Annotated in this window: 27 protein-coding genes; 8 read left to right on the top strand and 19 right to left on the bottom strand. The window is 65.1% G+C overall.

All coding sequences use genetic code 11. The features are described 5' to 3' along the window. Window positions 1-171 precede the first annotated feature (171 nt). From serA to J6500_RS14560, 9 genes are all read right to left on the bottom strand, one after another. Entirely contained in the window at window positions 172-1,761 is a 1,590-nt protein-coding gene (gene serA / locus J6500_RS14600; protein ID WP_225713398.1) for a phosphoglycerate dehydrogenase, read from the bottom strand. Between the two features lie 202 nt (window positions 1,762-1,963). Then, window positions 1,964-3,136: a phosphoserine transaminase gene (locus tag J6500_RS14595; protein ID WP_225713397.1), complete on the bottom strand. Its 1,173-nt coding sequence runs from the start codon at window positions 3,134-3,136 to the stop codon at window positions 1,964-1,966. 78 nt (window positions 3,137-3,214) lie between these two features. Next, on the bottom strand, window positions 3,215-3,427 hold the full coding sequence (locus J6500_RS14590) for a hypothetical protein (protein ID WP_225713396.1): 213 nt from the start codon (window positions 3,425-3,427) through the stop codon (window positions 3,215-3,217). Window positions 3,428-3,594: 167 nt separating this feature from the next. Next, window positions 3,595-4,065, bottom strand: a complete 471-nt coding sequence (locus J6500_RS14585; protein ID WP_225713395.1) for a GNAT family N-acetyltransferase — start codon at window positions 4,063-4,065, stop codon at window positions 3,595-3,597. 18 nt (window positions 4,066-4,083) lie between these two features. Next, window positions 4,084-4,674 carry a glutathione S-transferase family protein gene (locus J6500_RS14580; RefSeq protein ID WP_225713394.1) on the bottom strand — a complete coding sequence of 197 codons (591 nt, stop codon included), beginning with the start codon at window positions 4,672-4,674 and terminating at the stop codon, window positions 4,084-4,086. 69 nt (window positions 4,675-4,743) lie between these two features. Beyond that, on the bottom strand, window positions 4,744-5,643 hold the full coding sequence (locus J6500_RS14575) for an outer membrane protein (RefSeq protein ID WP_225713393.1): 900 nt from the start codon (window positions 5,641-5,643) through the stop codon (window positions 4,744-4,746). A 181-nt stretch (window positions 5,644-5,824) separates the two neighbouring features. After that, entirely contained in the window at window positions 5,825-6,676 is an 852-nt protein-coding gene (locus J6500_RS14570) for an outer membrane beta-barrel protein (protein ID WP_225713392.1), read from the bottom strand. Between the two features lie 413 nt (window positions 6,677-7,089). Further along, window positions 7,090-8,436, bottom strand: coding sequence for a phosphoglucosamine mutase (gene glmM / locus J6500_RS14565; RefSeq protein ID WP_225713391.1), 1,347 nt, complete (start codon window positions 8,434-8,436; stop codon window positions 7,090-7,092). A gap of 215 nt (window positions 8,437-8,651) precedes the next feature. Next, complete coding sequence (locus J6500_RS14560) at window positions 8,652-8,825, bottom strand: hypothetical protein (protein WP_225713390.1); 174 nt, start codon at window positions 8,823-8,825, stop codon at window positions 8,652-8,654. A gap of 164 nt (window positions 8,826-8,989) precedes the next feature. Here J6500_RS14560 and J6500_RS14555 point away from each other — a divergent pair, with 164 nt between their 5' ends. After that, a complete protein-coding gene (locus J6500_RS14555) occupies window positions 8,990-10,126 on the top strand; it encodes an alpha-hydroxy acid oxidase (RefSeq protein WP_225713389.1) in 1,137 nt (378 codons plus the stop codon). Between the two features lie 189 nt (window positions 10,127-10,315). On the opposite strand, the gene J6500_RS14550 is transcribed toward J6500_RS14555, so the two are convergent. From J6500_RS14550 to J6500_RS14525, 6 genes are all read right to left on the bottom strand, one after another. Further along, the gene (locus J6500_RS14550) at window positions 10,316-10,924 is read right to left on the bottom strand and encodes a hypothetical protein (RefSeq protein WP_225713388.1); all 609 of its coding nucleotides are present in this window, start codon (window positions 10,922-10,924) and stop codon (window positions 10,316-10,318) included. Window positions 10,925-11,213: 289 nt separating this feature from the next. Next, complete coding sequence (locus J6500_RS14545) at window positions 11,214-11,792, bottom strand: hypothetical protein (RefSeq protein WP_225713487.1); 579 nt, start codon at window positions 11,790-11,792, stop codon at window positions 11,214-11,216. A gap of 132 nt (window positions 11,793-11,924) precedes the next feature. Continuing rightward, window positions 11,925-12,767 carry a shikimate dehydrogenase gene (locus tag J6500_RS14540; RefSeq protein WP_225713387.1) on the bottom strand — a complete coding sequence of 281 codons (843 nt, stop codon included), beginning with the start codon at window positions 12,765-12,767 and terminating at the stop codon, window positions 11,925-11,927. A gap of 31 nt (window positions 12,768-12,798) precedes the next feature. Continuing rightward, complete coding sequence (locus tag J6500_RS14535; RefSeq protein WP_225713386.1) at window positions 12,799-13,440, bottom strand: YoaK family protein; 642 nt, start codon at window positions 13,438-13,440, stop codon at window positions 12,799-12,801. 130 nt (window positions 13,441-13,570) lie between these two features. Next, complete coding sequence (locus J6500_RS14530) at window positions 13,571-15,619, bottom strand: elongation factor G (protein WP_225713385.1); 2,049 nt, start codon at window positions 15,617-15,619, stop codon at window positions 13,571-13,573. Window positions 15,620-15,775: 156 nt separating this feature from the next. Further along, window positions 15,776-16,690 (bottom strand): LysR substrate-binding domain-containing protein, encoded by a 915-nt coding sequence (locus J6500_RS14525; protein ID WP_225713384.1) that lies wholly within the window; start codon window positions 16,688-16,690, stop codon window positions 15,776-15,778. A gap of 124 nt (window positions 16,691-16,814) precedes the next feature. Between J6500_RS14525 and J6500_RS14520 the strand changes: the two genes are divergently transcribed. Beyond that, window positions 16,815-17,747: an alpha/beta fold hydrolase gene (locus J6500_RS14520; RefSeq protein ID WP_225713383.1), complete on the top strand. Its 933-nt coding sequence runs from the start codon at window positions 16,815-16,817 to the stop codon at window positions 17,745-17,747. Here J6500_RS14520 and J6500_RS14515 read toward each other — a convergent pair. From J6500_RS14515 to J6500_RS14505, 3 genes are all read right to left on the bottom strand, one after another. Continuing rightward, the gene (locus tag J6500_RS14515) at window positions 17,744-18,229 is read right to left on the bottom strand and encodes a DUF992 domain-containing protein (protein WP_225713382.1); all 486 of its coding nucleotides are present in this window, start codon (window positions 18,227-18,229) and stop codon (window positions 17,744-17,746) included. The two genes, J6500_RS14520 and J6500_RS14515, sit on opposite strands and share 4 nt — an antisense overlap. A 243-nt stretch (window positions 18,230-18,472) precedes the next feature. Continuing rightward, window positions 18,473-18,997 (bottom strand): DUF992 domain-containing protein, encoded by a 525-nt coding sequence (locus J6500_RS14510; protein ID WP_225713381.1) that lies wholly within the window; start codon window positions 18,995-18,997, stop codon window positions 18,473-18,475. 244 nt (window positions 18,998-19,241) lie between these two features. Next, window positions 19,242-20,444 carry a pyridoxal phosphate-dependent aminotransferase gene (locus tag J6500_RS14505; RefSeq protein WP_225713380.1) on the bottom strand — a complete coding sequence of 401 codons (1,203 nt, stop codon included), beginning with the start codon at window positions 20,442-20,444 and terminating at the stop codon, window positions 19,242-19,244. Window positions 20,445-21,037: 593 nt separating this feature from the next. Here J6500_RS14505 and J6500_RS14500 point away from each other — a divergent pair. The 3 genes from J6500_RS14500 to J6500_RS14490 all read left to right on the top strand — a co-directional run bounded on the left by J6500_RS14500 (window position 21,038) and on the right by J6500_RS14490 (window position 22,237). Beyond that, window positions 21,038-21,691, top strand: coding sequence for a glutathione S-transferase family protein (locus J6500_RS14500; RefSeq protein ID WP_225713379.1), 654 nt, complete (start codon window positions 21,038-21,040; stop codon window positions 21,689-21,691). A gap of 166 nt (window positions 21,692-21,857) precedes the next feature. Further along, entirely contained in the window at window positions 21,858-22,034 is a 177-nt protein-coding gene (locus J6500_RS14495; protein WP_225713378.1) for a hypothetical protein, read from the top strand. 65 nt (window positions 22,035-22,099) lie between these two features. Beyond that, window positions 22,100-22,237, top strand: a complete 138-nt coding sequence (locus tag J6500_RS14490) for a hypothetical protein (protein ID WP_225713377.1) — start codon at window positions 22,100-22,102, stop codon at window positions 22,235-22,237. A 47-nt stretch (window positions 22,238-22,284) separates the two neighbouring features. Here the strand turns inward: J6500_RS14490 and J6500_RS14485 are convergent, their stop codons facing one another. Beyond that, window positions 22,285-22,638 carry a DMT family protein gene (locus J6500_RS14485; protein ID WP_225713376.1) on the bottom strand — a complete coding sequence of 118 codons (354 nt, stop codon included), beginning with the start codon at window positions 22,636-22,638 and terminating at the stop codon, window positions 22,285-22,287. A gap of 209 nt (window positions 22,639-22,847) precedes the next feature. Between J6500_RS14485 and J6500_RS14480 the strand changes: the two genes are divergently transcribed. From J6500_RS14480 to J6500_RS14470, 3 genes are all read left to right on the top strand, one after another. After that, a complete protein-coding gene (locus tag J6500_RS14480; protein WP_225713375.1) occupies window positions 22,848-23,663 on the top strand; it encodes a PAS-domain containing protein in 816 nt (271 codons plus the stop codon). An 82-nt stretch (window positions 23,664-23,745) separates the two neighbouring features. Continuing rightward, window positions 23,746-24,207, top strand: a complete 462-nt coding sequence (locus J6500_RS14475) for a GNAT family N-acetyltransferase (protein WP_225713374.1) — start codon at window positions 23,746-23,748, stop codon at window positions 24,205-24,207. Between the two features lie 290 nt (window positions 24,208-24,497). Beyond that, entirely contained in the window at window positions 24,498-25,442 is a 945-nt protein-coding gene (locus J6500_RS14470; RefSeq protein WP_225713373.1) for an aldo/keto reductase, read from the top strand. The last annotated feature ends 50 nt before the right edge of the window (window positions 25,443-25,492 follow it).

The following is a 25,492-nucleotide window of genomic DNA, read 5'->3' as shown; positions in this document are numbered from 1 at the left end:
GCTCGGTCCACCTCTCCCCGACGAGGAGAGGTCGATTTGCGTAAGCAAATCGGGTGACGGACCACAGCTCCAACGGGAGACCTGTCCCCCTCACCCGGCGCTACGCGCCGACCTCTCCCGAGGGAGAGGTGCACTTCCAATACTGCTCCTGTTGAACCCAGCTCATCGCGATCAGAACGACAGCGTCTTGGCCTGCTTCACCTGCGGCAGCGCCTGCACCTTGGCGAGCACCTCGGCAGGCACCGTGCCGTCGACCTCGACCAGCGCGATGGCGTCGCCGCCCTGCTTGACGCGGCCGAGATGGAAGGTCGCGATGTTGATCTTGGCGTCGCCGAGCAGGCTCGCGAACGCGCCGATGAAGCCCGGCTTGTCCTCGTTGGTCACGTAGATCATCGTCTTGCCGAACTCGGCATCGACGCGGATGCCCTTGATGTCGACGAGGCGCGGCTTGCCGTCGGCATAGACGGTACCGGACACCGAACGCTCCTGCCGCTCGGTGGTGACGGTGACCGTGATCAGGCTTTCATAGTCGCTCTGCGCCGCGCGGACGATCTCGTCCACCACCATGCCGCGTTCCTTGGCGACGACCGGAGCCGAGACGACGTTGACCTCGCCGAGCATCGGCCGCAGCAGGCCGGACAGCACCGCCGAGGTGATCGCCTTGATCTTCATCTCGGCGACATGGCCCTCATAGGTGATCTGGGTCTTGAGGATGCCGCTCTCGGTGAGCTGGCCGGCGAACGAGCCGAGCTTCTCGGCGAGCTCGATGAACGGCTTCAGCTTCGGCGCCTCTTCCGCGGTGATCGAGGGGAAGTTGACCGCGTTGGAGATCGCGCCGGACAGCAGATAATCCGACATCTGCTCGGCGACCTGCAGCGCGACGTTCTCCTGCGCTTCGGTCGTGGAGGCGCCGAGATGCGGGGTGCAGATCACGTTGGGATGGCCGAACAGCACGTTCGAGGTCGCCGGCTCCTCGACGAACACGTCGAAGGCAGCACCGGCGACATGCTTGGAATTCAGCGCATCGACCAGCGCCTGCTCGTCGACCAGGCCGCCGCGGGCGCAATTGATGATGCGCACGCCCTGCTTCATCTTGGCGATCGCGGCCGCGTCGATCAGGTTCCTGGTCTTGTCGGTCAGCGGCGTGTGCAGCGTGATGAAGTCGGCGCGCTTGAACAGGTCGTCGAGCTCGACCTTCTCGACCCCGATATCCTTGGCGCGCTCCGGTGACAGGAACGGGTCGAACGCGATCACCTTCATGCGCAGGCCGAGCGCGCGGTCGGCGACGATCGAGCCGATATTGCCGCAGCCGACCACGCCCAGCGTCTTGCCGGTGATCTCGACGCCCATGAAGCGGTTCTTTTCCCACTTGCCGGCCTGGGTCGAGGCGTCGGCCTGCGGGATCTCGCGCGCCAGCGCCAGCATCAGGGTGATGGCGTGCTCGGCGGTCGTGATCGAATTGCCGAACGGCGTATTCATCACGATGATGCCCTTGGCGGTCGCGGCCGGAATCTCGACATTGTCGACGCCGATGCCGGCGCGGCCGATCACCTTCAGCCGGTTCGCCTTTTCGATCAGCTTGGCGGTCGCCTTGGTGGCCGAGCGGATCGCGAGGCCGTCATAATTGCCGATGATCTCGGCAAGCTTCTCCTTGTCCTTGCCGAGATTGGGCTGGAAGTCGACCTCGACGCCGCGATCCTTGAAGATCTGCACGGCAGCGGGGGACAGCGCGTCGGAAATGAGAACTTTGGGTTTCGACATTTGGATGTTCCTTCGCCCTGCAGCGAGCGGGCGTCCTGGACCAACGGGTGAAGTCTCTGATCACTTCTCCCTCTGCCCGCTCTTGCGGGTAGAGGGGCGGGGTGAGGGGCAGCCACAGGCGAGGAGCAAGCCGACAGAGCCCTCACCCGGATCGCTGCGCGATCCGACCTCTCCCCGTAGGAACGGGGAAAGGTGAAAGAAACTAAGCTGCCTTGGGCAGCGCGGCCTTGGTCTCGGCAAAGGCCCAGTCGATCCACTGCGTCAGCAGCTCGACGTCCTTGGCTTCGACGGTGGCGCCGCACCAGATCCGCAGCCCCGCCGGCGCGTCGCGGTAGTAAGCGAAGTCGAAGCCGGCGTTCTCCTTCTCGACCAGCGCGACCAGCTTCTTGCAGAAATCGGCCTGCGCGTCAGCGGCAAGCGAGGTGATCGCGGGATCGGTGAACTTCAGGCAGACCGAGGTGTTGGAGCGGATCGCGGGATCCTTGGCCAGGAAATCGATCCACGGCGTCTTCGCCTTCCAGTCGGCAAGCACCTTGGTGTTGGCGTCGGCGCGCGCGATCAGCGCCTTGAGACCGCCGATCGACTTCGCCCAGTTCAGCGCATCGAGATAGTCCTCGACGCACAGCATCGACGGCGTGTTGATGGTCTCGCCTTCGAAGATGCCCTGGTTGAGCTTGCCGCCCTTGGTGAGGCGGAAGATCTTGGGCAGCGGCCAGGCCGGCTTGTAGGTCTCGAGCCGCTCCACCGCGCGCGGGGAGAGGATCAGCATGCCGTGCGCCGCCTCGCCGCCAAGCGCCTTCTGCCAGGAGAAGGTGACGACATCGAGCTTGGCGAAATCGAGCGGCTGCGCGAAGGCGGCCGAGGTGGCGTCGCAAATCGTGAGGCCCTCACGCTTTGCGCTGATCCAGTCGGCGTTCGGCACGCGGACACCCGAGGTGGTGCCGTTCCAGGTGAAGACGACGTCCGAGTTCGGATCGACCTTGGACAGATCGGGGATCTCGCCATAGCCCGCGTTGAGCTTGGTGACGTCCTTCAGCTTCAATTCCTTGACGATGTCGCTGACCCAGCCCTCGCCGAAGGATTCCCAGGCCAGCGTGGTGACGGGCCGCGCACCGAGCAGCGACCACAGCGCCATCTCGACCGCGCCGGTGTCCGACGCCGGCACGATGCCGATCTTGTAGTCGGCAGGCACCTCGAGCACTTCGCGCGTCAGCTCGATCGCGAGCTTGAGCTTGGCCTTGCCGACTTTCGCGCGGTGCGAACGGCCGAGGGCAGCATCCTTGAGATTTTCGGGGTTCCAGCCGGGGCGCTTGGCACAGGGGCCGGAGGAGAAATGCGGCACGTGAGGCCGCGAAGCGGGCTTCGCTGCAGTCATAATCTACCCTTCCAGATAGCTGCCTCTCGGTGGGGAGAGGTTTCCCGCCGCCGGGGATAGTGGAAAGGCGCTAAAACGTCAAGGAAGTTCAGACGTGTCGTGACGACGGCGCGGATCACGGCTGATTGAAGGGGATTCCCCGGCCTGCTGCGTCATCTCCTGATCGAGCAGATCCGCCGCCAGAGTCATGAGCTTAACCGCCTTGCGGCGGCTCGATATCTTCAGAATGCTCTTCTCGCCGGCCTGGACGATGTACTCGTTGCCGAGCCGCACGATCGAATATTCTGACATTTCAAATCCCCAAGCTGCCGCCGCGCCCCATGGGAGACGCCGACATAGCCCAGTCGTTCCTCTCCGTAAAATCCCGGGGGCAGGCTTAGTTTATTGGTCCTTAACCGAATAGCGGAGCGACGACCACCGCAGGCATGGCGCGTCAGAGAATACAACTCGATGCGAGGTCAGAACCGAAGCGTCATACCGACATGGCTGCGCGCAAATCCGAGCCGCTCATAGAAGCGCTGCGCATCGACGCGGGTGTGATGCGTCAACAGCTCGACGAGCACGCAGCCCTTGGCGCGCGCCTCGGTGATTGCCCATTTCACCAGTTGCTCGCCGATGCCGCGGCTGCGGCAATGCCTGGCGACACGAACGTCCTCGAGCAGGCCGCGCGAGGTGCCCTGCGAAGAGAGCCCAGCCATCACGGCGAGTTGCAGGCAGCCGATGACGGTGCCCTCGCCGTCGACCGCGACGACGAGCTGCAGATTGGAATCGCGATCGACCCGCTCGAACGCCTGATAGTAGATCTGGGGCAAAGGATCCTCGATCCGTTCGCGGCCGCTGCCAAGCGGATCGTCCGCCAGCATGCCGACGATGGCGGCGACATCGTCGCGGCGGGCGCGGCGGATCGTGACGGATGAAGCTGCGGTCATGTCGGTCTCTGTCGGATGTCAGCGTGCCGGCGGCAGGCCGAGCACGCGCTCGGCATCGGTGATCCAGCGGTTGATCACCGGATAGCGGTCGAGGTCGAGCCCGCCCTCATGCGCGACGCGGGTATAGGCGAGCAGCGAGACGTCGGCGAGCGAGAACGCCTCGCCGACCAGGAATCGCATGCCGCCGAGATGCCGCTCCAGATGGTCGAGCGCGACATAGCCGCGCTTCACGAGGTTCGGATCTAGATCGGCGACGGCCTTGCCGAGATACACAGTCTGGAAACGGCAGACCGCGACATAGGGCTCATGGGTGTTCTGCTCCCAGAACATCCAAGCGTCCATCTGCGCCGCGGCATAGGGATCGGCGGGAATGAGATCGCTGCCGCGCGCGAGGTAGCGCATGATGGCATTGGATTGCGCCAGGGTGCGGCCGTCATCGAGCTGCACCGTCGGCACCTGCCCCCAGCCATTCAGCTTGAGGAAATCCGCAGTCCGGCTGCCGCCCTTCAGCGTGTCGATCTCGATCCAATTGTAGGGCAGCGCGAGCTTGTCGCATACCCACTTCACCTTCAGGCAATTGCCGGAATTGGCGTCGCCGTAGATCTTCATCTGATGCGCTCCTCGCGGGAACGCATCCGACCAGCCGCGCTTCGCAGAGTCAAGCGAGGCGGCTTCGCCTCAGAACTTGTAGCCGAGGCCGGCGCGCACGCTGTTCAGCGAGATGTTGGTATCCTTGATCGGCGAGAACTTCACGTACTCGTATTCGCCGCGCATGAAGAGGCCGCCCCACAGGCAATACTCGAAACCGAGACCGGCGGTCCAGCCTGCCACGAAGGCATTGGTCTTGTGCTCGCTGACGGTCACCGATTGGCCCGGTATCTGGGTGAACACCGGAGCCAGGTTCGTCGTCGTGACGTTGCCGAATGCATCCGTCGTCGTGACAGTCTGGTCGTCCCGTCGCACCACGTTGGTGGAAACCGAGCGCGAAATGTCCATTCGGCCCACCGCCAAGCCGCCGAACATGTACGGCATGAAGCCGCCGAACGTCCAGCCGGCACGGCCGCGGAACGTCAGCACGTCCTTGATCGCCGCCGCCGCGGCGCCGTCCATCGACGTCTGGTAGGTGTAGGTGTGGTTGGGCGGCGCGGCCGAGCCCGGCGGATTGACGATGTTGAGCGCCAGCGAGCCGGTTGAAGAGCTCGCGATGTTGTTCATGTAATTGTAGTTGGCCTCGACGCCGACGACGATGTCGTCCCACTGAAAGTTGTAGCCGGCGAAGCCGCCGAAGTTGGTGCCTTGCGAGCTGTTCTTACCCAACAGCGACCATTGCGACGTCGGCTCTTGCAGCACGCTGTTGCGGAAGATGTGGTCCGTCAGCGTCACCACGCTGTTGCTGAAGTTCATGTCCGCCGACGAATATCCGACCTGGCCGCCGGCATAGAAGCCCTGCCAGTTGGTGTTCGAGCGGGTGAGTCCGTCGGTGTACGAGCCGCGCAGGACCGGAAGATCGGGAAGATCTGCAGCGTGCGCGGCGGTCACCGCCCCGAACATCATCGCCGCCAGCATGAACCTACGCATTGCAACGCGCTCCATCCAACCCATCAACTACGCGTTGATCATCGCCTGTTAACCTTAACCAATCGTTGTCGCCGGCCGCTTTTGCCTTGCTCGAGTTGCAGAACGCAGCCGTCGGCAAACGCAAAAACGGCGCGGGATGGTCCCGCGCCGTTCGCAAACGTTAACCGTGACGGCCTTGCTATTAACCCTTGCGGATCAGCGGCGGGGGCGGCGGCGGGGGCGGCACGTCGCAGCACGGCAGGGCGAAGCGCACGCCGAGCTTGACGTCCTGCGAGGTCAGGTCGCGGAAGGTGAAGGACGACGGACCGGCATTGCTGCCGTCGAACGAGCGGCCATTGCCCTGCTTCGCGGTGCCCATGTCGAGATAGCGATAGGCCAGTTCGACCGTGAAGTTGTTGGTGACCTTGTAGGCGACACCGGCATGCACCGCCCAGGCGAGATTGGTCTTGCTGGCGCCGTCGGCGATGTAGGTGCCGGTGAGGCCGGATCCGCTCGGGAACGTGGCGACATCGGAGAACGCCGTGGTCTTGATCGACGCGGCACCGACGCCGGCGCCGATGAACGGCGTCAGGCACCACCAGGTGCCGAGATCGGCATAGACGTTCACGAGGCCGACCCAGCTCGTGTAACCGCCATGGTAGGCGTCGGCGAGCGGGTTGGTGGGAAAGGTCGCGAAGTCGGTGCCGTTGAAGCTCACCTTCGAGCGATATTCACCGGTGATGTCGGCGCGGAACCAGCTGTTGAACTGATAACCGACGCCGATGCCGTAGAGCATGCCGCTGTCGAAGCCGTGGCCGTACTGGTTGAGCGTGGCACCGGCCGGCAGCGTGTCGTAGGCGTTGACGTGCAGCTTGCCCTGGGTGTTGGTCATGCCGATGTCGCCGCGCAGGTACCAGCCGCCGAAGTCCTGCTGAACCGGCGGAGGAGCGTACGCCATCTGGGGCGGCGGCATGATGGGCATGTCGGCAGCGAACGCCGCGGTGGACAGCAGGGATGCCGCGCCTGCGGCAATCAGAGACTTAACGCTACGCATTGGCTTCGTCCTTTTGGCCAAGTGAGGCGACACGAAAGCCCCACGTCTGAAACTCACGGGCCGGACGATGGCAGCAAATGCTTAAGCGGCACTTAACCCTAATTTTTAAGGTTGATTTTCTCTCACCGTTTTGTGTCGCTGTTGCTTATATGCCTATAAGAAGCCTGCGCGGAGCCGCCAGACACCGCGAAACCGCCACAAGTGCTAACGATGTGTTGACGAGTGCGCCGTCCGGGCCGCAAGTGTTAGTGAAGCCTTAATGCCGCCGCGTCCGTCCTCACCCACCGCTGTCATCGCCCGGCCTGTCGCAATGCGCACAGGCCGGGCGACGACAGTGGTGGATAAAGGACAAAGCTTCACATCCTCTCAGGATGACGGGGCTGGCAGGCGGACTGCGTGAAGCAGCGAGGCGCCTAAGCCGCGGCGGCGTGGCCGAGTGCGTTGACGATGTTGTCGACGACCTCTTCCACCAGGATTCGGTCGTCGCCCTCGCCCATCACGCGGATCACGGGCTCGGTGCCGGAGGGGCGAATCAGGAGGCGGCCATGGCCGTTGAGGCGGTTCTCGCCGTCGGTGATCGCGGACTTCACCTCGGCGGAGTCGAGCGGCTTGCCGCTGCGATAGCGGACGTTCTTGAGAATTTGCGGCAACGGATCAAAACGCCGGCAGACTTCGGAGACCGGACGGCGCAGCTTCTGCACCACCGCCAGCACCTGGAGCGCGGCGACGAAGCCGTCGCCGGTGGTGGCATAGTCGGAGAGGATGATGTGGCCGGATTGCTCGCCGCCGAGATTGTAGCCGCCGCTCAGCATCTGCTCGAGCACATAGCGATCGCCGACCGGCGTGCGGATCAGCTGCACGCCGTGGCCCTGCAGGAAGCGCTCCAGCCCGAGATTGGACATCACGGTGGCGACGATGCCGGGCTTGCTGAGCCGGCCGTCTTCCTTCCAGCTCTGCGCGATCACCGCGAGCAGCTGGTCGCCGTCGACGATGTGGCCGCGCTCGTCGACCAGGATGACGCGGTCGGCGTCGCCGTCGAGTGCGATGCCGATGTCGGCGCGCATCTCGCGCACCTTCCTCGCCAGCGCCTCCGGCGAGGTCGAGCCGCACTCCTTGTTGATGTTGAACCCATCGGGTTCGACGCCGATCGGCACCACGTCGGCGCCGAGTTCCCACAGCGCTTCCGGCACCACCTTGTAGGCGGCGCCATTGGCGCAATCGATCACGACGCGCAGACCGTCGAGGGAGAGGTCGCGCGGCAGCGTGCGCTTGGCGAATTCGATGTAGCGGTCATGCACGCCGTCGATGCGGCGGGCGCGGCCGAGGCTCGCGCTCTGCGCCAGGCGGCGGTCGAGCGATTCGTCGAGCAGCTGCTCGATCTGCTTCTCGACGTCGTCGGAGAGCTTGAAGCCCTGCGGCCCGAACAGCTTGATGCCGTTGTCCTCGAACAGATTATGCGAGGCCGAAATCATCACGCCGAGATCGGCGCGCATCGACTTGGTCAGCATCGCGACTGCCGGCGTCGGCATCGGGCCGACCAGCAGCACGTCCATACCGACCGAGGTGAAGCCCGCGACCATGGCGTATTCGATCATGTAGCCGGACAGCCGCGTGTCCTTGCCGATCACGACGCGGTGGCGATGGTCGCCACGCTGAAACACCAGGCCGGCGGCCTGCCCCACCTTGAGCGCGAGCTCCGGCGTGATCAGCCCATTGGCGCGGCCTCGAATCCCGTCGGTCCCGAAATATTTGCGGCTCATGTCACCCCCAACAAGGGCCTCTCAACCACCCGATGAGAGCGTCCCGAATGCCCACCAGTCTAGCGTGCATCGGCCTTATAGACCGTCAGGCGCTAAAATGACTTCAAAAAATATGATGAATCATTACCACGGCCAAACGGCTTGGCTCGGGCTTAATCTATTGAAAAATATACGATTGCTGTCATGAACGCAATCGGGAAGGGTAGTCGTGGCCGCTACTTCTCGCCACGGCGCTTGACGTGCTGGTCGCCCTTGGAGGGGGCCGGCTGGGTCACATTGACGGGGTCGGAACCGGGAAAGGTCTCCTCCAGCCCCTCCTCCAGGGCTTCATCGAGCCGGCGCTTCTCGGCGTTCTCGTCGGGCTTCGGTTTGGAGCCTGATGGCGACATGGTGCTCTCTCCGCTGTTGGTTTGATGCGCTTTCCGCAGCCGGAATCCGCATCGCCCGAAACCGCTCCCGCGCCGATTTGGCGGACGGTCCAACCATGCTAGATGACGGCGGGACCTCACAGCTGCAACCAGACTTGCGACAACAAGAAGGACCGGGAACGTCCATGAAGCACATTACCTGCATCGAGGATTTGCGCCAGCTGCACAAGCGCCGGGTGCCGAAGGCGTTCTTCGATTATGCGGACCGCGGCTCCTACACCGAGGATACCCTGCGCGCCAATTCCGCCGATTTGCAGCAGATCAAGTTCCGCCAGCGCATCCTGGTCGACGTCTCCAGGCGCGACCTGTCGACCACGATCCTCGGCGAGAAGGCGGCGATGCCGCTGATCCTGGCGCCGGTCGGCCTGCTCGGCATGCAGCACGGCGACGGCGAGATCTACGCCTGCCGCGCAGCGCAGGCGGCCGGCATTCCCTTCACCCAGAGCACGATGTCGATCTGCTCGATCGAGGACATCGCGGCCGCGGTCGACAAACCGTTCTGGTTCCAGCTCTACGTCATGAAAGACCGCGGCTTCATCAAGTCGCTGATCGAGCGCGCGATCGCCGCCAAATGCTCGGCGCTGGTCTTGACCGTCGACCTGCAGGTGATCGGCCAGCGCCACCAGGACATCAAGAACGGCATGACGGTGCCGCCGGAATGGTCGCTGTCGAAGCTGATCGATTTCGCCACCAAGCCGTCCTGGGTATCCGGCGTGCTGCGCGGCAAACGCCGCACCTTCGGCAACATCGCCGGTCACGTCAAAGGCGCGGACGATATCGTCAAGCTCTCGGAATGGACTGCATCGCAGTTCGACACCACGCTGAGCTGGAAGGACATCGACTGGATCCGTTCGATCTGGCCGGGCAAGCTGATCCTGAAGGGCATTCTCGATGTCGAGGACGCCGAGATTGCCGCCAAGAGCGGCGCCCAGGCGATCGTGGTCTCCAACCATGGCGGCCGCCAGCTCGACGGCGCGCCCTCCTCGATCGAGGTGCTGCCGGAGATCGTCGACGAGGTCGGCTCCAAGCTTGAGATCATGTTCGACGGCGGCATCCGCACCGGCATGGACGTGATGCGCGCGCTCGCGCTCGGCGCCAAGTCCTGCATGATCGGCCGGGCCTACGCCTACGGGCTCGGCGCAGGCGGCCAGGAGGGCGTCGCGAAAGCGATCGACATTCTGGCGAAAGAGCTCACCACCACGATGGGGCTATGCGGCGTCAACACGATTGCCGAGATCGACGACAAGGTGCTGGCGGTGTAGCCGCCGATGCAGCCCGGATGAAGCGCAGCTCTATCCGGGCTACGCGTCGCTCTTCCCTTCCCCCTTGTGGGAGAAGGTGGCGCGCGAAGCGCGACGGATGAGGGGTCTCTGTCCGCGAAGCGCAGACCCCTCACCCCGCTTCACTGCGCGAAGCGACCCTCTCCCACAAGGGGAGAGGAAGAGCGCACATCACATCGGCGGGGTGATGCCGTCGCGGCCGACATTGACGCGGTTGGCTTCCAGCACGCCGTCATCCTTCCTGGTCGCGCCGAAGATAATGATCTTGGCGCCCGGCTTCAGCTCCGACTTGTCGCCGGCGACGAAGGTGACGACCGGGGTGCCCGGCGGCACCACGACTTTTTTCTCGCCGTCCTTGTACTTCACCGTGATGTTCTGGCCGTCGGTACCCTTCACCGTCTCGGCGACGGTCGCATTGGTCATGGTCGAGTTGGCGCGCAGATCCCACGGACGAAAGCCTTCGGCAGCGCCGCGCTGGTTCTCCGGGAAGATGTGAACCGCGATCGCCTTCTGCGTGCCGTCAGGTTCCGGCAGTGCGGTGACGCCGATATAGGAGCCGGGCTTGATTTCCGACAGATCGGTCTTGGCAACGCCGAACACCGCGACGTTGTCCGTCGTCCGCACCTTGATGTCGGCGCCGTCGCGCGACTTGATCGACAGCATCGGGCCGTCGACGGCCTCGATCGTGCCACGGATGCGCACCGTCGGCGGCTGCTGAGCTGATGCGACCGACGCGAAGGCAGCGGCGAACAGCGCCGCGAACAGAAGCGATTTTGACATGATGTCCCTCGGGAAGTTGGCTGGCGGATTCACGAACACCGGGCCGTTGACGGTATTCCGCGCTCCTGACCTTCCCTGGAAGAAGGTGGCGGCGCATTGCGAGATACGCGCCGGATGGGACTTTGTTACTCTCCACAGCAGGCGTGCCGTAGCCCGGATGGAGCGCAGCGCAATCCGGGACAGCTTTCCACGGAGAAAATCCCGGATTTCTCCACGCTCCATCCGGGCTACAATTCTTCGTCGTCCCGGCGATGGCCGGGGCGACGTGTGGAAATACCCTTGCTCCACCTCACATCGGCGGTGTCAGCCCGTCGCGGCCGACGCCGATGCGGTCGGTCTCCAGCGAGCCGTCCGGCAGCTTCTTCATGAACGCGATCACTCTGGCGCCAGCTTTCAATTCCGATTTGTCGCCGGGAACATAGGTCACGACAGGCGTATCCGGCGGCACCTCCACCTTCTTCTCGCCGCCCTTGTACTTCACCAGCAGCGTATGGCCGTCATTGCCGACGACGGAATCCGCAACCGTCGCATTGGTCATGCTGCTGTTGGGCTTGAGATCCCAGGCGCGGGACCCCTCGCCGGTGCCGCGCATGTTTTCCGGGAACACGTGTACCTCGACCGCCTTCTGCACCCCATCGGACCCGGGCACCGTGGTGGTGCCGATGAAGGAACCGACCTTGATGTCCGACAGGGCGACCTTGGTGAGGCCAAGCACGACCAGGTTGCTCGCCATGTGCAGCTTGACGTCCTCGCCGCTGCGCGACTTCACCGCGAGCGTATCGCCGTCGACCTTCTCGACGGTTCCACGAACGCGCGTTGGGGTCGGCGGCTGCTGCGCGATCGCCGCGAGGGTCGATGCCGTCACCATCGCAAGCGCAATGAACGGACGAACGAGGGGTGAACGAGGCGACGGCATGATAGGCATCTCCAGTGAGTCATATCCAGTAAGTCATGGGCTGACGTAACACTGGACACCCGTCACGCGGCGCTATTCCGCGCCTCAAGCCTTTGTGAGATCGGCCTCAACAAGCTGACGCAATTCTGATGTGACCTGCGGGCGCTGGCCGAACCATAGTTCGAAACCGCGCACCGCCTGATGCAGCAGCATGCCGAGGCCATCAGCGGTCTTCAGCCCGCGCGCCTGCGCGGCTGCAAGCAGCGGCGTCACCAGCGGCACATAGACGAGATCGGACACCACGGCGTTTTGCGGCAGCCGGCCGACATCGATGTCGAGCGCCGGCTGGCCATGCAAGCCGAGCGAGGTCGTGTTCACGAGGAGGCCTGCGCGCGGCAGCAGTTCGCCTACCGCGTCCCAGGCCGCCGGATGCACCCGGGCGCCGAACTGTCCGGCCAGCGCGCGGGCACGATCGACGGTGCGGTTGACGACATGCACGCGCGCGATGCCGCGCTCGATCAGGCCGAACACCACCGCGCGCGCCGCGCCACCGGCCCCTAACACCAGCGCATCTTCGGTCTTGTCCCAGCCAGGCGCGCAGGCGTCGAGATTATTGATGAAGCCTTCGACATCGGTGTTGGTCGAGCGCAGCTCGCCGTCGGCGAACCACAGCGTGTTGGCGGCGCCGACGGCGCGGGCGCGCTCGTCCGGCGTCGACAGCGCCAGCGCCTGCTCCTTGTGCGGGATGGTGACGTTGGCGCCGACAAAGCCGCGCAGCGACAGGCGGAAGATGAAATCCTTGAAATCATCCGGCGGCACCGCCTCGATCACATAGCCGCCCTCGATGCCGAGCATGCGCAGCCAGTAATGATGGATCAGCGGCGAGCGGGAATGCGCCGCCGGCCAGCCGATCAGGCACGCGGCGCGGGTTTTGGTCGTGGATGTCATGGCGGTCACATTGGGCATGGCGCGCGCAGTGTCAATCCGCCCGCTTCGCGGTCGCGGCAACCAGCGCACTGAGGGCGAACGCCGTGGCCGCGGCAAACCAGATCGCGGCCAGATTGATCCAGCGATAGGCGGCGGCCCCGGCGACCGCGCCGGTCACCAGCGCCGCCCACAGCAACAGGTTCGGCAGCCAGGCCCAGGGCGCGCCGCCGGTCAGCGCCGCGGCGATCAGCTGCCCCACCTTGACCAGCGCTCCCGTGACATAGGTCAGACCGAGGCCGCCGCCGCCCTCGATCTGGAATACCGCGTTCTCGAGCCCCATCGCCAGCACGATCGCCGCCACTGCGGTCGCCGGCAGGCCGTAGGCATAGGCCATCGCCGCGCCCGAGAGCAGCAGAGCCTCCGCCAGCAGGATCAGCGGCTGGCGGTAGACGATGCGGCTGAGCACGATCAGGCTGCCGGCCGCGGCGCCGGCGACGAACAGCGCGATCAGGCCGAACGTCTCGACCGCATGCGCCCAATGCGCCTCGGCGAGCGTCACGCCGAGCCGCGTCGAGTTGCCGCTCATGAAGGAGACGAACAGCCCGCCGAGATGCAGATAGCCGACACCGTCGACATAGCCGGCCAGCGCGCTGAGCGCACAGGCCAGCGCAAGGTTACGGCGGGATTCGAGCATGATGTTCAGGACCACTGCGCGTTGAAAGCAGCAGTGTTCATGAATGTAATCGCGTTGGAAAGGGATCGAGCCGAAAACACGACCGTCATTCCGGGACGGCCAAGGGCCGAACCCGGAATGACAGAAGAGGTCACGCCGCGTCGCGGTGCGCCGCGATGATCTGGTCGGCGGCGCGGCCGGTGACTTCGGCCATGCGGTCGAACTGGCGGGTGAAGGTGCCGGCGCCGGCGGTGGCTGAGCGCAGCTCCACGATCAGGTCGCCGATCTCGGCTTCCGGCATCGTGGCGCGGACGCAATCCCATCCGCTCCAGCCCTCGCGGGTGTCGAAGCCAAGGATTTGGCCGCGGCGCGCCGACAGGATCGCGTTGATCTTGGCGGTCGCGTCGGTCGGACAGACGATCTCGACCAGATGGATCGGCTCCAGCAGCACCGGCTGGCATTGCGGCAATGCCTCGCTGATGCCGATCCGCGCAGCGGTGCGGAATGCGAGATCGGAGGAGTCGACGCTGTGATAGGAGCCGTCGGTCAGCGTGACGTCGACGTCGATCACCGGGAAGCCAAGCGGTCCGCGCGCCAGAGCATCGACGACGCCTTCCTCCACCGCCGGAATGTAGTTGCGCGGCACCGCGCCGCCGACCACCTTCTCGTGGAATTCGAAGCCGCTGCCGCGCGGCTTCGGCTTGATGTCGAGCACGACGTCGCCGAACTGGCCGTGGCCGCCGGACTGCTTCTTATGCCGGCCGCGCTGGGTGATCGGCTTGCGAATGGTCTCCTGGTATCCGATCGCCGGCGGATGCGCCTTGACGTTGACGCCGTAGCGGTCTTTCAGCCGCTCCTGCGCGACGCGCAGATGCATCTCGCCCTGGCCCCACAGCACGGTGTCGTGGGTGCGCGGGTTCTGGATCATCGTCAGCGATGGATCCTCCTCGTTCAGCCGCAGCAGCGCCTGGCCGAGCTTGACGTCATCCTTGCGGTCGGTCGCGGCGATCGAGATCGACAGCACCGGCGGGGCCGGCACGACCGCGACCAGCGAAGCCGGCGTGGACTTGCCGCTCGAGACCGTGTCGCCGGTCTTGATGGCGTCGAGCTTGCCGAGCGCGACGGCGTCGCCCGCCTCCGCCGAGGGGCGCTTGCCGTCATGTGCGCCCGAGACCCCGAGGATGCCGGAGATGCGCCCGCTCTCGCCGGACGATGACTGCAGCGTCGCGCCGTCGTCGAGCCGGCCGGCGAGCACGCGCGCGAGCGACAGCTTGCCGCCGTGTTGCAGATGCAACGTCTTGAACACATAGGCCAGCGCGTCCTTCTGGTCCTTGACGCCGAGGCGCTGGGCGGTCTCGGCGACGCCAGGCGCCTCATGGCGCAGCGCCTTCATCAGGCGGAGCACGCCGTTCTCGCGGATCGCCGCACCGAGCAGCACCGGGCAGATCAGCCCTTCGCGCAATTCGCGGGCGAGGTCGTCGAACACCGCATCGCGCGGCGGCTGGATGTCCTCGAGCAGTTGCTCCATCAGCGCATCGTCATGGTCGGCGAGCTTCTCCAGCATGGAGAAGCGGGCCTCCTTCTCGCGGTCGAGATTGCCGCCCTCGAGCGCCATCACCTCCGACGGCTTGTGCTCGCGATAGACGAAGGCGCGCTCCAGCGCGAGATCGACGAAGCCTTCGATCAGATCGCCGTTCCAGATCGGGATCTGGCGCAGCACCAGCGGCACGCGCGAGGCCGGCTGCAGCGTCGCGAGCGTCTCGCGGATGCGCTTGCTGGCGCGATCGATCTTGTTCAGGAACAGGAAACGGGGAATGCCGAGCTCCTCGAGCTCGCGCAGGATGATCTGCAGCTGCGGCAGCTTCTTCTCGTCAGCCTCGCAGACGACGACCGCGGCATCGACGGCCGGCAGCGCGGCACGCATGTCGTGCGCGAATTCGACCGAGCCGGGACAATCGATGAAGGTGTAGCTGTCGCCCATGAAGGAGGTGGTGGCGGCGGTCAGGCCGACGCTCATCTTGTGATGGCGGGCCTCGGGGCTGGCGTCGCCGACGGAGGTCCCGGCATCGACGCTGCCGGCAGTCTTGATGGCGCCCGTGCGCGCCAGGATCGCTTCCAGAAGTGTGGTTTTACCGCTTTGGAAAGGGCCCACCAATGCGATGCACCGTGGACCTCGGGGACTTCTGACGTCTTGTCCCATTGCCGCCTCCTCGTTTTGGAGCTCGGCCCATGATTGGGTCGGCGACCCTTTATGGTCTGCCTGCGTTTGACATTTGGCAAGCGGGAAAACGTCGCTGCGGTGCGGTGTCGCGAAAGTTTGCGATGGCCGGAGCCAAAACCGGACGACTGCGCTGCGTCAGTTCCTTGGTGCAAGTCCCGGAGCCATCTCGCGCCAGCGTGTTGCAAGGTCGAGCAGACGCTGCACGGCGGGCGAGACATCTTCATCGCGCCACGCAATCGTGAGCGGGGCCGTCACCGCCGGGGCGGCCAGCGGGACATAGGCCACGCCGCGACCGGTCTGCGCGCGTGCCGCAGCCTCCGGGATGAGCGATACACCGACGCCGGCAGCGATCAGGCCGATCGCGGTTTGCAGATGCAGCACCTCTTGCGCGAGGCGCGGCGTGAATCCGCTCGCCTCGCACGCAGCGACGATCAGGCCGGTGACCGACGGCTCCGGCCGCGCCGGATAGAGCACGAAGGCATCGTCTGACAATTCGGCGAGTGCAATGCCGTCCCTCTCCGCAAGCGGATGCGCGCGCGGCAACGCCGCGACATAGGGCTCCTCCAGAATCAGGCGCTGGGCAAGACCCGGCTCCGGCAATAGCGCCGGGCGTGCGAAGCCGACATCGATCCGGCGTCGCCGCAACGCGTCGACAATCTCCGCCGCCAGCATCTCGTCGAGCACGAGCTCGACGTCGGGACAGGCGTCGCGGTAGCTGCTGACGATATCGGGAAGGCCGGCAAACATGGCGGAGCCGACGAATCCAATCGCGAGCTTGCCGGCCTGGCCGCGCCCGATGCGCCGCGTGTCGGCGACCGCGGCTTCGACATTCGCGAGCAGAGAGCGGGCGCGCGCAAGCAGCAGTTCGCCCGCCTCGGTGAGCCGAACCGGACGACTATTCCGCTGCAGCAACGTCACGCCGAGTTCGTCCTCGAGCTGGCGAATCTGCTGGCTCAGCGGGGGTTGCGCGATGTGCAACCGCTCGGCTGCGCGGGTGAAGTTCAACCCCTCGCCGAGCGCCACGAAATATCTCAGATGTCGCAATTCCATGCCGCCGGTATAGCACGGCGGCGGGTGTCGTCAGTCATACGCAATAGCTCTGCAACCGTATCGAACGAGTATTGGACCGGATGCGCGAACGCCTACAGCCTGCGGCAAACCACAGGGAGTCCCCATGACGGCGCTGGAAAAAGCCTTCGCGGAAGCAGCCGCGGCAGGCATCACGCAACAGAAGATCGACATCGGCGACCTGCGCGTCAATGTCGCGCGCTTCGGCAAGGGGCCGCCGCTGCTCCTGCTTCACGGCTGGCCGGAATTCTGGCTGGTGTGGCGCCCGCTGATGCTGCGCCTCGGCGACAATTTTGAACTGATCGCGCCCGACTTGCGCGGCTGTGGCGACACCGGCAAGCCGACACCGGCGCCCGATGCGTCCGCAACCGCGGAGCGCCACGCGCTGGATATGTTTGCCGTCATGGACGCGCTCGGTCATGACTGCTTCGGCGCGATCGGCGGCGATCTCGGCGCCTATGTCATGCAGGCGATGTCGCATCGACATCCGCATCGGTTGACCGGCACGCTCTATCTCTGCACGCCCTATCCGGGTCTCGGCCACCGCTACGGCCAGCCCGATCACCTGATCGAGGTCTGGTATCAATACTTCCAGCAGCTGCCATGGGCCGCGCAACTGGTCGGAAGCTCGCGTGAGTCATGCCGCCTCTACTTCCGACATTTCCTCGACCACTGGTCGGGTGATAATCCCGCCGTGTTCGGCGAGTTGCTGGAAGCCTATGTCGACAATTTCATGAAGCCGGGCAACATCCAGGGCGGCTTCGACTGGTATCTTTCGTCCGCGCCCAATCGCCGGCGCTGGCTGGAAGGCAAGCTGCCGGCGCAGCCGCGCATCGACGTCCCTTCGCGCTTTCTATGGGGCCGCCGCGATCCATTGATCGCACCCGAATGGTCGGACAGGCTGGGAGACTATTGGAGCGAACCCTCGATCAGGTTCGTCGAGACCGGGCACTATGTTCACGCTGAGGCGCCCGGGATCGTTGCCGAAGAAGCAAGCGGCTTTTTCGGCAAGCTGATCAACCGCAAGGGCGCGCGTTAGCGGCCCGGGCGCAGCTCCAGGCTCTCCAGCCCGGCGGCGATGTTGACGCCGACCTGGCCTTGCACGCTGAGCGGCTGCAACGCGATCGTGTTGTCGGAGCCGCCGACCAGCACGTTGCCGCCGACGCCGACGCCCAGCGTCGCGCTGCCCTGCGCGCCGGCATAGTTGCCGGACAGCGCGCCCGGCCCGAGCCGCGACACCGGCGCATAGACGCCCCAGGCCAGCGCCGACTCCTGGGTGATGCCGAGGTCGATGCCGACCTTGCGGATGGTCGCGATGTAGCGGTCCTCGGGCAGGCCCTCGGCGCGCAGCACGCAGCCGAGATTGGTAACGGAACCGACGACGAAGCCGATGCTCGCGCCGCCGCGGCACTCCAGCACGCCGACCTGCACGCGCTGCATCGGCTGTTGGGCGCTGGCACCCGTGATCGAAGCGGCCAGCGTGGCGATGGCAGCACCGGCGAGGAGGATGAAACGACGCATGAGAGTCTCCGGCTGAAGGCATGGTTGCGGGCAGAGCACAGCGCGCGCCGAGTCTCCGGGCAGGCGCCGTGCTCCTCTCCTGCTATGCCATAACATCCAACCGTCAGCCAGAATTTGACCGGCGCGACTTCGGATTGCCGCCGGATGTGGCGGCGCTGCAATCATGCAGAAGCTGATCGAGCAACGAACAGCAAAAAAAGAGGCCCGCTTGTACGGGCCTCTCTGATCACGACTGCGATCCGCTTAGTGGTGGCGATGATGCCGGCGGTGATGATGATGCCGGCGCGGGCCCTGATAACGGACCGGCTCGAGGTCGATGCCGGCGATGCCGGCCGCGACGTTGAGGCCGGTCTGGCCCTGCACGCTCACCGGCTGCAGCGCGTAGGAATTGTTCGGGCCGCCGAACAGGAAGTTGCCGCCGGCGCCGAGGCCGACCGATGCGTTGACGCCGACGCCGCCGTAGCTGCCGGCGAGTGCGCCGCGCGGAAGCGTGGCGGTCGGCGCGCTCACCGCCCAGGCGAGCTGGGTCGTCGCGGTGACGCCGAGGTCAACGCCGATCCGCTTCACGGTTGCAAGATACGGCTCGGGCCGGCGGCCGCCGCTCTGGAACACGCACTGCAACTGGGTGACCGAGCCGACGACGAAGCCGACATTCTCGCCGCCCTGGCATTGCAGGACGCCAGCCTGAACCTGCTGCGGCATCGCGTTGGCGGTGGCGATCGGCGCCAGCAGCGCGAGCGTGGCGAGGGTGATTGTCGAAAGTCGCATTATGTCTGTCTCCGCAAGTGAACTGAATTGCGCGCGGACAGAATGCAAGCGTCGTGTCCAAAACAAGGCAGTTCGCAATCGCGCCGCAAAAACTTCCGGCGTGTGGCATCGATGTTCGCGCGCAGAAACGCAGATGTGAGCAGCCGTGATTTGACTCGCCGATTATACCGGCGCGCGCGATCTCGATACACAAACAGAAACGTTCCCGCACGGGGTGCGGGAACGTGATCTGATTCAGAAGTGCTTAACGCAGATTGCCGCAGAAGCGCTGGATGCGCTTGCAAGCATCCTCGAGGTCGGAAGTCTTGGTGGCGTAGGAGATGCGGAACGCGGGTCCGAGGCCGAACGCCGATCCCTGCACCACGGCAACGCCTTCGCTCTCGAGTAGCTCGGTGACGAACGCCTCGTCATTGTCGATCACCTTGCCCGACGGCGCCGTCTTGCCGATCGTACCGGCGCAGGACGGATAGACGTAGAACGCGCCTTCCGGACGCGGGCACTCGATGCCGCTCGCCTGGTTGAGCATCGCAACCACGAGGTCGCGGCGCTCCTTGAACACCTTGTTGTTGGCGGCGATGAAGTCCTGCGGACCGTTGAGCGCCTCGACGGAGGCCCACTGCGCGATCGACGACGGGTTCGAGGTCGACTGCGACTGGATCGTCGCCATCGCCTTGATCAGCTGCGCAGGACCGCCGGCATAGCCGATGCGCCAGCCGGTCATGCAATAGGCCTTCGACACGCCGTTCACGGTGAGCGTGCGGTCATAGAGGCTCGGCTCGATCTGCGCCGCGGTGGTGAAGACGAAGTCGTCATAGACGAGGTGCTCGTACATGTCGTCGGTCATCACCCAGACATGCGGATGCTTGACCAGCACGTCGGTGATCGCCTTCAGCTCGTTCCTGGTGTAGGCCGAGCCGGTCGGGTTCGACGGCGAGCACAGGATCACCCACTTGGTCTTCGGCGTGATCGCCTTCTCGAGATCCTCGGGACGCAGCTTGAAGCCGCTCGACGCCGGGCAGATGACCGGCACCGACTCGCCGCCGGCCAGCGCCACCATCTCTGGATAGCTGACCCAGTACGGCGCGGGGATGATCACCTCATCGCCCGGATTGATGGTCGCCATCAGCGCATTGTAGAGCACCTGCTTGCCGCCGGTGCCGACGATGATCTGGTTCGGCTTGTAGGTGAGGCCGTTCTCCCGCGAGAACTTGTTGATGATGGCTTCCTTGAGCTCCGGAATGCCGCCGACATCGGTGTACTTGGTCTTGCCGGCCTCGATGGCGCGGATTGCCGCCAGCTTGATGTTGGCAGGCGTATCGAAGTCCGGCTCGCCGGCACCGAGGCCGATGACGTTGCGGCCCGCGGCCTTCAGCGCGCGTGCTTTGTCCGTGACCGCGATCGTCGCGGACGGCTTCACACGGTCGAGCGCAGCGGACAGGAAGGCCATTATCATCTCCTGGCAAACGTCGTGAACCCTTGGCCACGACTTGATTTGAATGGGATCGCAGCACCCTAGGCCTGTCGCCGCTGCACCGCAAGAAGCTTGGCGAAAAACCGCGACAACTTTCGCGTCCGGCGCGCAGCGCGAGCAATTTTCCGCAAGTTCCGGGACCAAATGGCTCATATCCGGCAAGCTCTGCGACCGGCCTTTCATGCACGCGGGCAAGGCTTCAAATCGCGTATGCGGCCGCCGATTGCTCCGAGGACAATTCGCCGCGGACGCCCTGCCGTACCACGACCGGACATAGCGCCATCTCGCCGGACACTGGCCGTCGGCGCGTCGACCTTCGCGCCGTCGCGCACCATGCCGGCGGCAACGGCCCGGCGCCATGCAGAGCATCGCGCAAGCGTGATCTGAGTTGTTCGGCCGTGTTGCTGGAATCGTTCTGCGCGCGTGCAGTGCGGTAGACGTTTCGACTTTTTCCACGGTGCAGGGCTTGCGACGCATCCCCATCGGCATCATTGTCTAACCGCGTTGCGGTGTGACAGGCCGCGCAGTTGATGAAGCGTACCGTCTCTGACCGAGTGAACCCCGACGCAATGTACAAGCTCTATTCGATGCAGCGCTCCGGCAACAGCTACAAGGTCCGGCTGGCACTCGCCGTGCTGAACACGCCGTACGAGGCGATCGAGATCGACATCCTGCGCGGCGAGAGCCGCACCCCGGACTTCCTGGCCAAGAACCCCAGCGGCCAGGTGCCGCTGCTCGAGGTTGCAGACGGCCGCTATCTCGCCGAGTCCAACGCCATCCTCTGGTACGTCGCGATCGGCACGCCGCTGGCGCCGGAGTCGCGGATCGAGCGCGCCGAGGCGCTGCAGTGGATGTTCTTCGAACAGCACGCCCTGGAGCCGAACCTCGGCGCCGCCTATTTCTGGCTGTCGCTGGTCCGGGGCGGCCGCGACCTGCAGACCCACGCGCTGGAGGACTGGATGGAGCGCGGCTATGCGGCGCTCCAGGTGATGGAGAATCACCTCAAGGACCACGCCTATTTCGCCGCCGGGCAGTTCACGGTCGCGGACATCGCGCTGTATGGCTACACCCATGTCGCCGACCGCTGCGATTTCGACCTGGCGACCTTTCCGTCGATCCGGGCCTGGCTGAAACGGGTCGAGCAGACCCCGGGCTTCGTCAGCATGGACTGGCGGCCCGGCCCCGAGACCGAGGCCCCCATCCGCCTCGCGGCCAGCCTCTGAACAGCGGGAATAGCGGGAAAACCGCTGAAAGAGCGGGCAAAACCCCGCCCTCCGCCACGTTTCCGCCGTTTTCCGGGGTGCCCGCCGCCGCAATCTTGCCTGCGACGGACGGCAGATTCCTGCGGATGTCGCGAGTGATTCGCCCGCGGCCTGAAGGATTTAGACCATGACACGGTGGTCCGGCACGGCAGGCTTCGAGGGCCGCCCTGCCCCAGTGGCGTCGTCCCGGCTGACCAACGCGATCGCAGTATCGCTCGCGATCGGCGCGCTGACGCTTTGCCTCGTGGTCACGGTCACGGTGCTGTCGAGCAACATCACGATGGCGACGCCGATCCCGACATAACCCCGGCACTTCCGGTTCGCACCTTATCCACGGCAAGGCGCGGCGGAGACAACACGGCTCGAACGATGAAGACCCCCGTCGGACTTGTGACCGTGACGTTGACCGTAGCGATCCTGCTCGCGGCATCGCTGCTGATCGTCACCGGCACGCAGGGCGAAGACCGTGCCAACCCGATGCGCATCATGACGCCTGCCTCGCGATAGCATGATCCGGAAAAGTGCCAAGCGGTTTGAACGCGCGATGCCCGCGCTCAGCCCCATTTGTGGAAGATCAGGAACGCGCCGATCGCGATGAAGGCGAAGCCGAGCGCGTGATTCCAGCCCAGCGGCTCCTTCAGATACAGCACCGAGAAGCCGGCGAATACGACCAGCGTGATCACCTCCTGCATGGTCTTGAGCTGCGCGGCCGAGTACACCGCACTGCCCCAGCGGTTGGCCGGCACCGCGAGCCAGTATTCGAAAAACGCGATGCCCCAGCTGACGAGGATGACGATGGGAAGCGAATGATCCTTGAACTTGAGATGGCCGTACCAGGCAAAGGTCATGAAGACGTTCGAGGCGAACAGCATCAGGATCGGCAGCAGCGACGGCGAAATGGCAGGCATCGATATCCTCTTGCAAGCAGGCACGCGCTAACCCGCGTGGATGGAACCCGGTTCCATGCGCCCGTGCATATCATTTGATTTGAAAGCAGTGAAATCCCGTTCGCTCCGCGCAACGCAGCCTTAACGCTCAAACCTGAAATGCGGGGACCGTTGCGGACCTGTCGTCAAACTGCGGCCCTATTGTTTGTTCGGCAGCAGCGAGAACGGGCATGCGGATCGACTGGCGCGCAATTCTGGGTCCGGCACTGACGGCGGTCACGGCGCTCGCCGCTTTCCTGATCGACCGTCTCGTTGTCGCCGTGCCCAACCCCGCGCCGCTGTTCGTCTGCATCGTGGCGCTGGCGAGCTCGGTCAGCGGCATCACCTCGGGGCTGGTCTCGGCGGTCATCGCGGTGGCGGCCTCGGCGCTGTTCTTCCTCGATCATCGCGCGCTGCCGGGCTACGACGTCTCCGACGTGGCGCGGATGCTGCTGCTGGCGGCGACCGCGGCCGGCACCGCGCTCATCACCGGGCTGCTCCGGCAGAAATGGATCGACGCCTTCGCCGCCGACCAGGAGCACAACGCCACCGCGGCGCGGCTCGCGGCCGCGCTCGACCAGGTCGACATCGGCATCGTGCTGCTCGACGCCGACACCCGTGCCGAGTTCATCAACCGCGCCTTCCGCGACTACTTCGCGCTGTCGGACGCGCAGGCCGAGAGCAAGCCGCCGTTCATCGCACTGATGTATCACGGCCGCGACACCGGCGCCTGGGAGCTGCCCGAGGACGAGCTCGGCGCGTTCATCGCCGAGCGCACCGAGAAGATGCGCGCCGGCGATTCCACGCCGATCAACATCAAGCTGGCCGACGGCGAGGTGCTGCGTTTTGCCTGCACCGCGCTGCCCGACGGCGGCCGGATGCTGAGCTATACGCCGGTGACGGACCTGGTGCGGCACACCGACGATCCCGCGAAGGCCGACGAGTATCGTGCCCAGCGCGCGGGCCGTCAGCGTTTTTCCGCGCGGCTGCTCCGCGCCGCCGAGTGACGCGGCAGCGCCGCCGGCACAATTGATCCTGTGCGAGCACGACGATAGAACCTGCGAGATTCATTCGCGCGCAGGAACGCTCATGTCCGACGACGTCACCATCCGCTTCGTCACGCGGCAGGACTACGCCCAGTGGCTTCCTCTGTGGGACGGCTACAATGCGTTTTACGGACGCTCGGGCCCGACCGCATTGGCACCAGAGATCACGGCGATGACCTGGCAGCGCTTTTTCGACGCCTATGAGCCGGTGCATGCGCTGGTCGCCGACGCCGGCGGCAGACTGCTCGGGCTGACGCATTATCTGTTTCACCGCTCGACAACGGCGATCGAGCCGACTTGCTACCTGCAGGATCTCTTCACCAGCGAGGCCGCGCGCGGCAAGGGTGTCGGCCGCGCTTTGATCAATGGCGTCTATGCACAAGCCCAGCTTGCGGGATCGCCGCGGGTCTACTGGCAGACCCACGAGACCAATCACACCGCGATGCAGCTTTATGACAAGGTCGCGGAGAAGCCCGGCTTCGTCATCTACCGCAAAATCTTCTGAACCGCGCTGCGGCTCCCTGTGGATCGCAAACAGGTGTCACCGCCGCGTTACAAAGCGCGGCTAGGCTTCGCCCTGCGTAAGATCAGGCCCCCCGTCTCGGATCTCGCGCCCCGAGCGGTCCCCGTCAGTCGCCGCGTCTGACCGGGACCGCTTTTTTTGCCGCACTGCGTTGTGACAGTGCTTTTCTGCGACATTGCCATGCGTCACCGGCGGTAGGGCGGCACCTTGCCGGCCTGCGGCACGGACGTCACAATGCACGCCGTCCCTCGCCTATCCCACAGGATTATCTCATGGAAATTCGTAATCTCGGCGGCTCCGGCCTGCGCGTGTCAGCGGTCGGCATCGGCTGCAACAATTTCGGCCAGCGCACCGATCTGGACACCTCGCGCAAGGTGATCCACAAGGCGATCGACCTCGGCATCACCCTGTTCGACACCGCCGACATCTATGCCGGCATGGGCGGCTCGGAGACCGTGCTCGGCACCGTGCTGGGCGACCGCCGCAAGGACATCGTGCTCGCCACCAAATATTCCAAGCCGATGGCCGCCGACGGCACCAAGCAGGGCGCCTCGCGCCGCTACATCATGCAGGCGGTGGAAGCGAGCCTGACCCGGCTGAAGACCGACTACATCGATCTCTTCCAGCAGCACGATTACGATCCGCTGACGCCAATCGACGAGACGCTGCGCGCGCTCGACGACCTCGTCCGCCAGGGCAAGGTGCGCTACATCGGCAATTCCAACTTCCCGGCGTGGCGCATCGCCGAGGCCGAGTACGTCGCGCGTGCGATGAACGTCAGCCGCTTCGTCTCCTGTCAGGACGAATACAGCCTTCTGGTGCGCGACATCGAGAAGGACCTGTTGCCCGCGGCACAGCAATACAATCTCGGCTTGCTGCCGTTCTTCCCGCTCGCCAGCGGTCTCCTGACAGGCAAATACCAGCGCGGCGCCGCAGCGCCCGCCGACACGCGCTTCGCCAAGGCGCCGGCGCTGAAAGATCGCTACGTCACCGCGCGCAACGAGGACATCGTCGAGAAGCTGCAGGCCTTCGCCAAAGAGCGCGGCCACACCATGCTCGAGCTCGCCTTCTCCTGGCTCGCCGCCCGCCCGCAAGTCTCCAGCGTCATCGCCGGCGCGACGCGCGTGGAACAGGTCGAGCAGAACGTCAAGGCAATCAGCTGGAAGCTGAGCGCGGAGGAAATGGCGGAGATCGATCGGATTACGAAGGGTTCATAGCTCTCGTGGTCCCGGCGAAGGCCGGGACCCATAACCACAGATCTTTGTGG

This window comes from Bradyrhizobium semiaridum (assembly GCF_020329505.1).
GTDB lineage: Bacteria > Pseudomonadota > Alphaproteobacteria > Rhizobiales > Xanthobacteraceae > Bradyrhizobium > Bradyrhizobium semiaridum.
Note: the sequence above shows the minus strand (reverse complement) of the source record. Positions and strands in the feature narration are given on the sequence as shown.

Coding starts and splice junctions, on each gene's coding strand:
- serA (WP_225713398.1), bottom strand. CDS start 1,761: ATGTCGAAACCCAAAGTTCTCATTTCCGACGCGCTGTCCCCCGCTGCC.
- J6500_RS14595 (WP_225713397.1), bottom strand. CDS start 3,136: ATGACTGCAGCGAAGCCCGCTTCGCGGCCTCACGTGCCGCATTTCTCC.
- J6500_RS14590 (WP_225713396.1), bottom strand. CDS start 3,427: ATGTCAGAATATTCGATCGTGCGGCTCGGCAACGAGTACATCGTCCAG.
- J6500_RS14585 (WP_225713395.1), bottom strand. CDS start 4,065: ATGACCGCAGCTTCATCCGTCACGATCCGCCGCGCCCGCCGCGACGAT.
- J6500_RS14580 (WP_225713394.1), bottom strand. CDS start 4,674: ATGAAGATCTACGGCGACGCCAATTCCGGCAATTGCCTGAAGGTGAAG.
- J6500_RS14575 (WP_225713393.1), bottom strand. CDS start 5,643: ATGCGTAGGTTCATGCTGGCGGCGATGATGTTCGGGGCGGTGACCGCC.
- J6500_RS14570 (WP_225713392.1), bottom strand. CDS start 6,676: ATGCGTAGCGTTAAGTCTCTGATTGCCGCAGGCGCGGCATCCCTGCTG.
- glmM (WP_225713391.1), bottom strand. CDS start 8,436: ATGAGCCGCAAATATTTCGGGACCGACGGGATTCGAGGCCGCGCCAAT.
- J6500_RS14560 (WP_225713390.1), bottom strand. CDS start 8,825: ATGTCGCCATCAGGCTCCAAACCGAAGCCCGACGAGAACGCCGAGAAG.
- J6500_RS14555 (WP_225713389.1), top strand. CDS start 8,990: ATGAAGCACATTACCTGCATCGAGGATTTGCGCCAGCTGCACAAGCGC.
- J6500_RS14550 (WP_225713388.1), bottom strand. CDS start 10,924: ATGTCAAAATCGCTTCTGTTCGCGGCGCTGTTCGCCGCTGCCTTCGCG.
- J6500_RS14545 (WP_225713487.1), bottom strand. CDS start 11,792: ATGGTGACGGCATCGACCCTCGCGGCGATCGCGCAGCAGCCGCCGACC.
- J6500_RS14540 (WP_225713387.1), bottom strand. CDS start 12,767: ATGACATCCACGACCAAAACCCGCGCCGCGTGCCTGATCGGCTGGCCG.
- J6500_RS14535 (WP_225713386.1), bottom strand. CDS start 13,440: ATGCTCGAATCCCGCCGTAACCTTGCGCTGGCCTGTGCGCTCAGCGCG.
- J6500_RS14530 (WP_225713385.1), bottom strand. CDS start 15,619: ATGGGACAAGACGTCAGAAGTCCCCGAGGTCCACGGTGCATCGCATTG.
- J6500_RS14525 (WP_225713384.1), bottom strand. CDS start 16,690: ATGGAATTGCGACATCTGAGATATTTCGTGGCGCTCGGCGAGGGGTTG.
- J6500_RS14520 (WP_225713383.1), top strand. CDS start 16,815: ATGACGGCGCTGGAAAAAGCCTTCGCGGAAGCAGCCGCGGCAGGCATC.
- J6500_RS14515 (WP_225713382.1), bottom strand. CDS start 18,229: ATGCGTCGTTTCATCCTCCTCGCCGGTGCTGCCATCGCCACGCTGGCC.
- J6500_RS14510 (WP_225713381.1), bottom strand. CDS start 18,997: ATGCGACTTTCGACAATCACCCTCGCCACGCTCGCGCTGCTGGCGCCG.
- J6500_RS14505 (WP_225713380.1), bottom strand. CDS start 20,444: ATGGCCTTCCTGTCCGCTGCGCTCGACCGTGTGAAGCCGTCCGCGACG.
- J6500_RS14500 (WP_225713379.1), top strand. CDS start 21,038: ATGTACAAGCTCTATTCGATGCAGCGCTCCGGCAACAGCTACAAGGTC.
- J6500_RS14495 (WP_225713378.1), top strand. CDS start 21,858: ATGACACGGTGGTCCGGCACGGCAGGCTTCGAGGGCCGCCCTGCCCCA.
- J6500_RS14490 (WP_225713377.1), top strand. CDS start 22,100: ATGAAGACCCCCGTCGGACTTGTGACCGTGACGTTGACCGTAGCGATC.
- J6500_RS14485 (WP_225713376.1), bottom strand. CDS start 22,638: ATGCCTGCCATTTCGCCGTCGCTGCTGCCGATCCTGATGCTGTTCGCC.
- J6500_RS14480 (WP_225713375.1), top strand. CDS start 22,848: ATGCGGATCGACTGGCGCGCAATTCTGGGTCCGGCACTGACGGCGGTC.
- J6500_RS14475 (WP_225713374.1), top strand. CDS start 23,746: ATGTCCGACGACGTCACCATCCGCTTCGTCACGCGGCAGGACTACGCC.
- J6500_RS14470 (WP_225713373.1), top strand. CDS start 24,498: ATGGAAATTCGTAATCTCGGCGGCTCCGGCCTGCGCGTGTCAGCGGTC.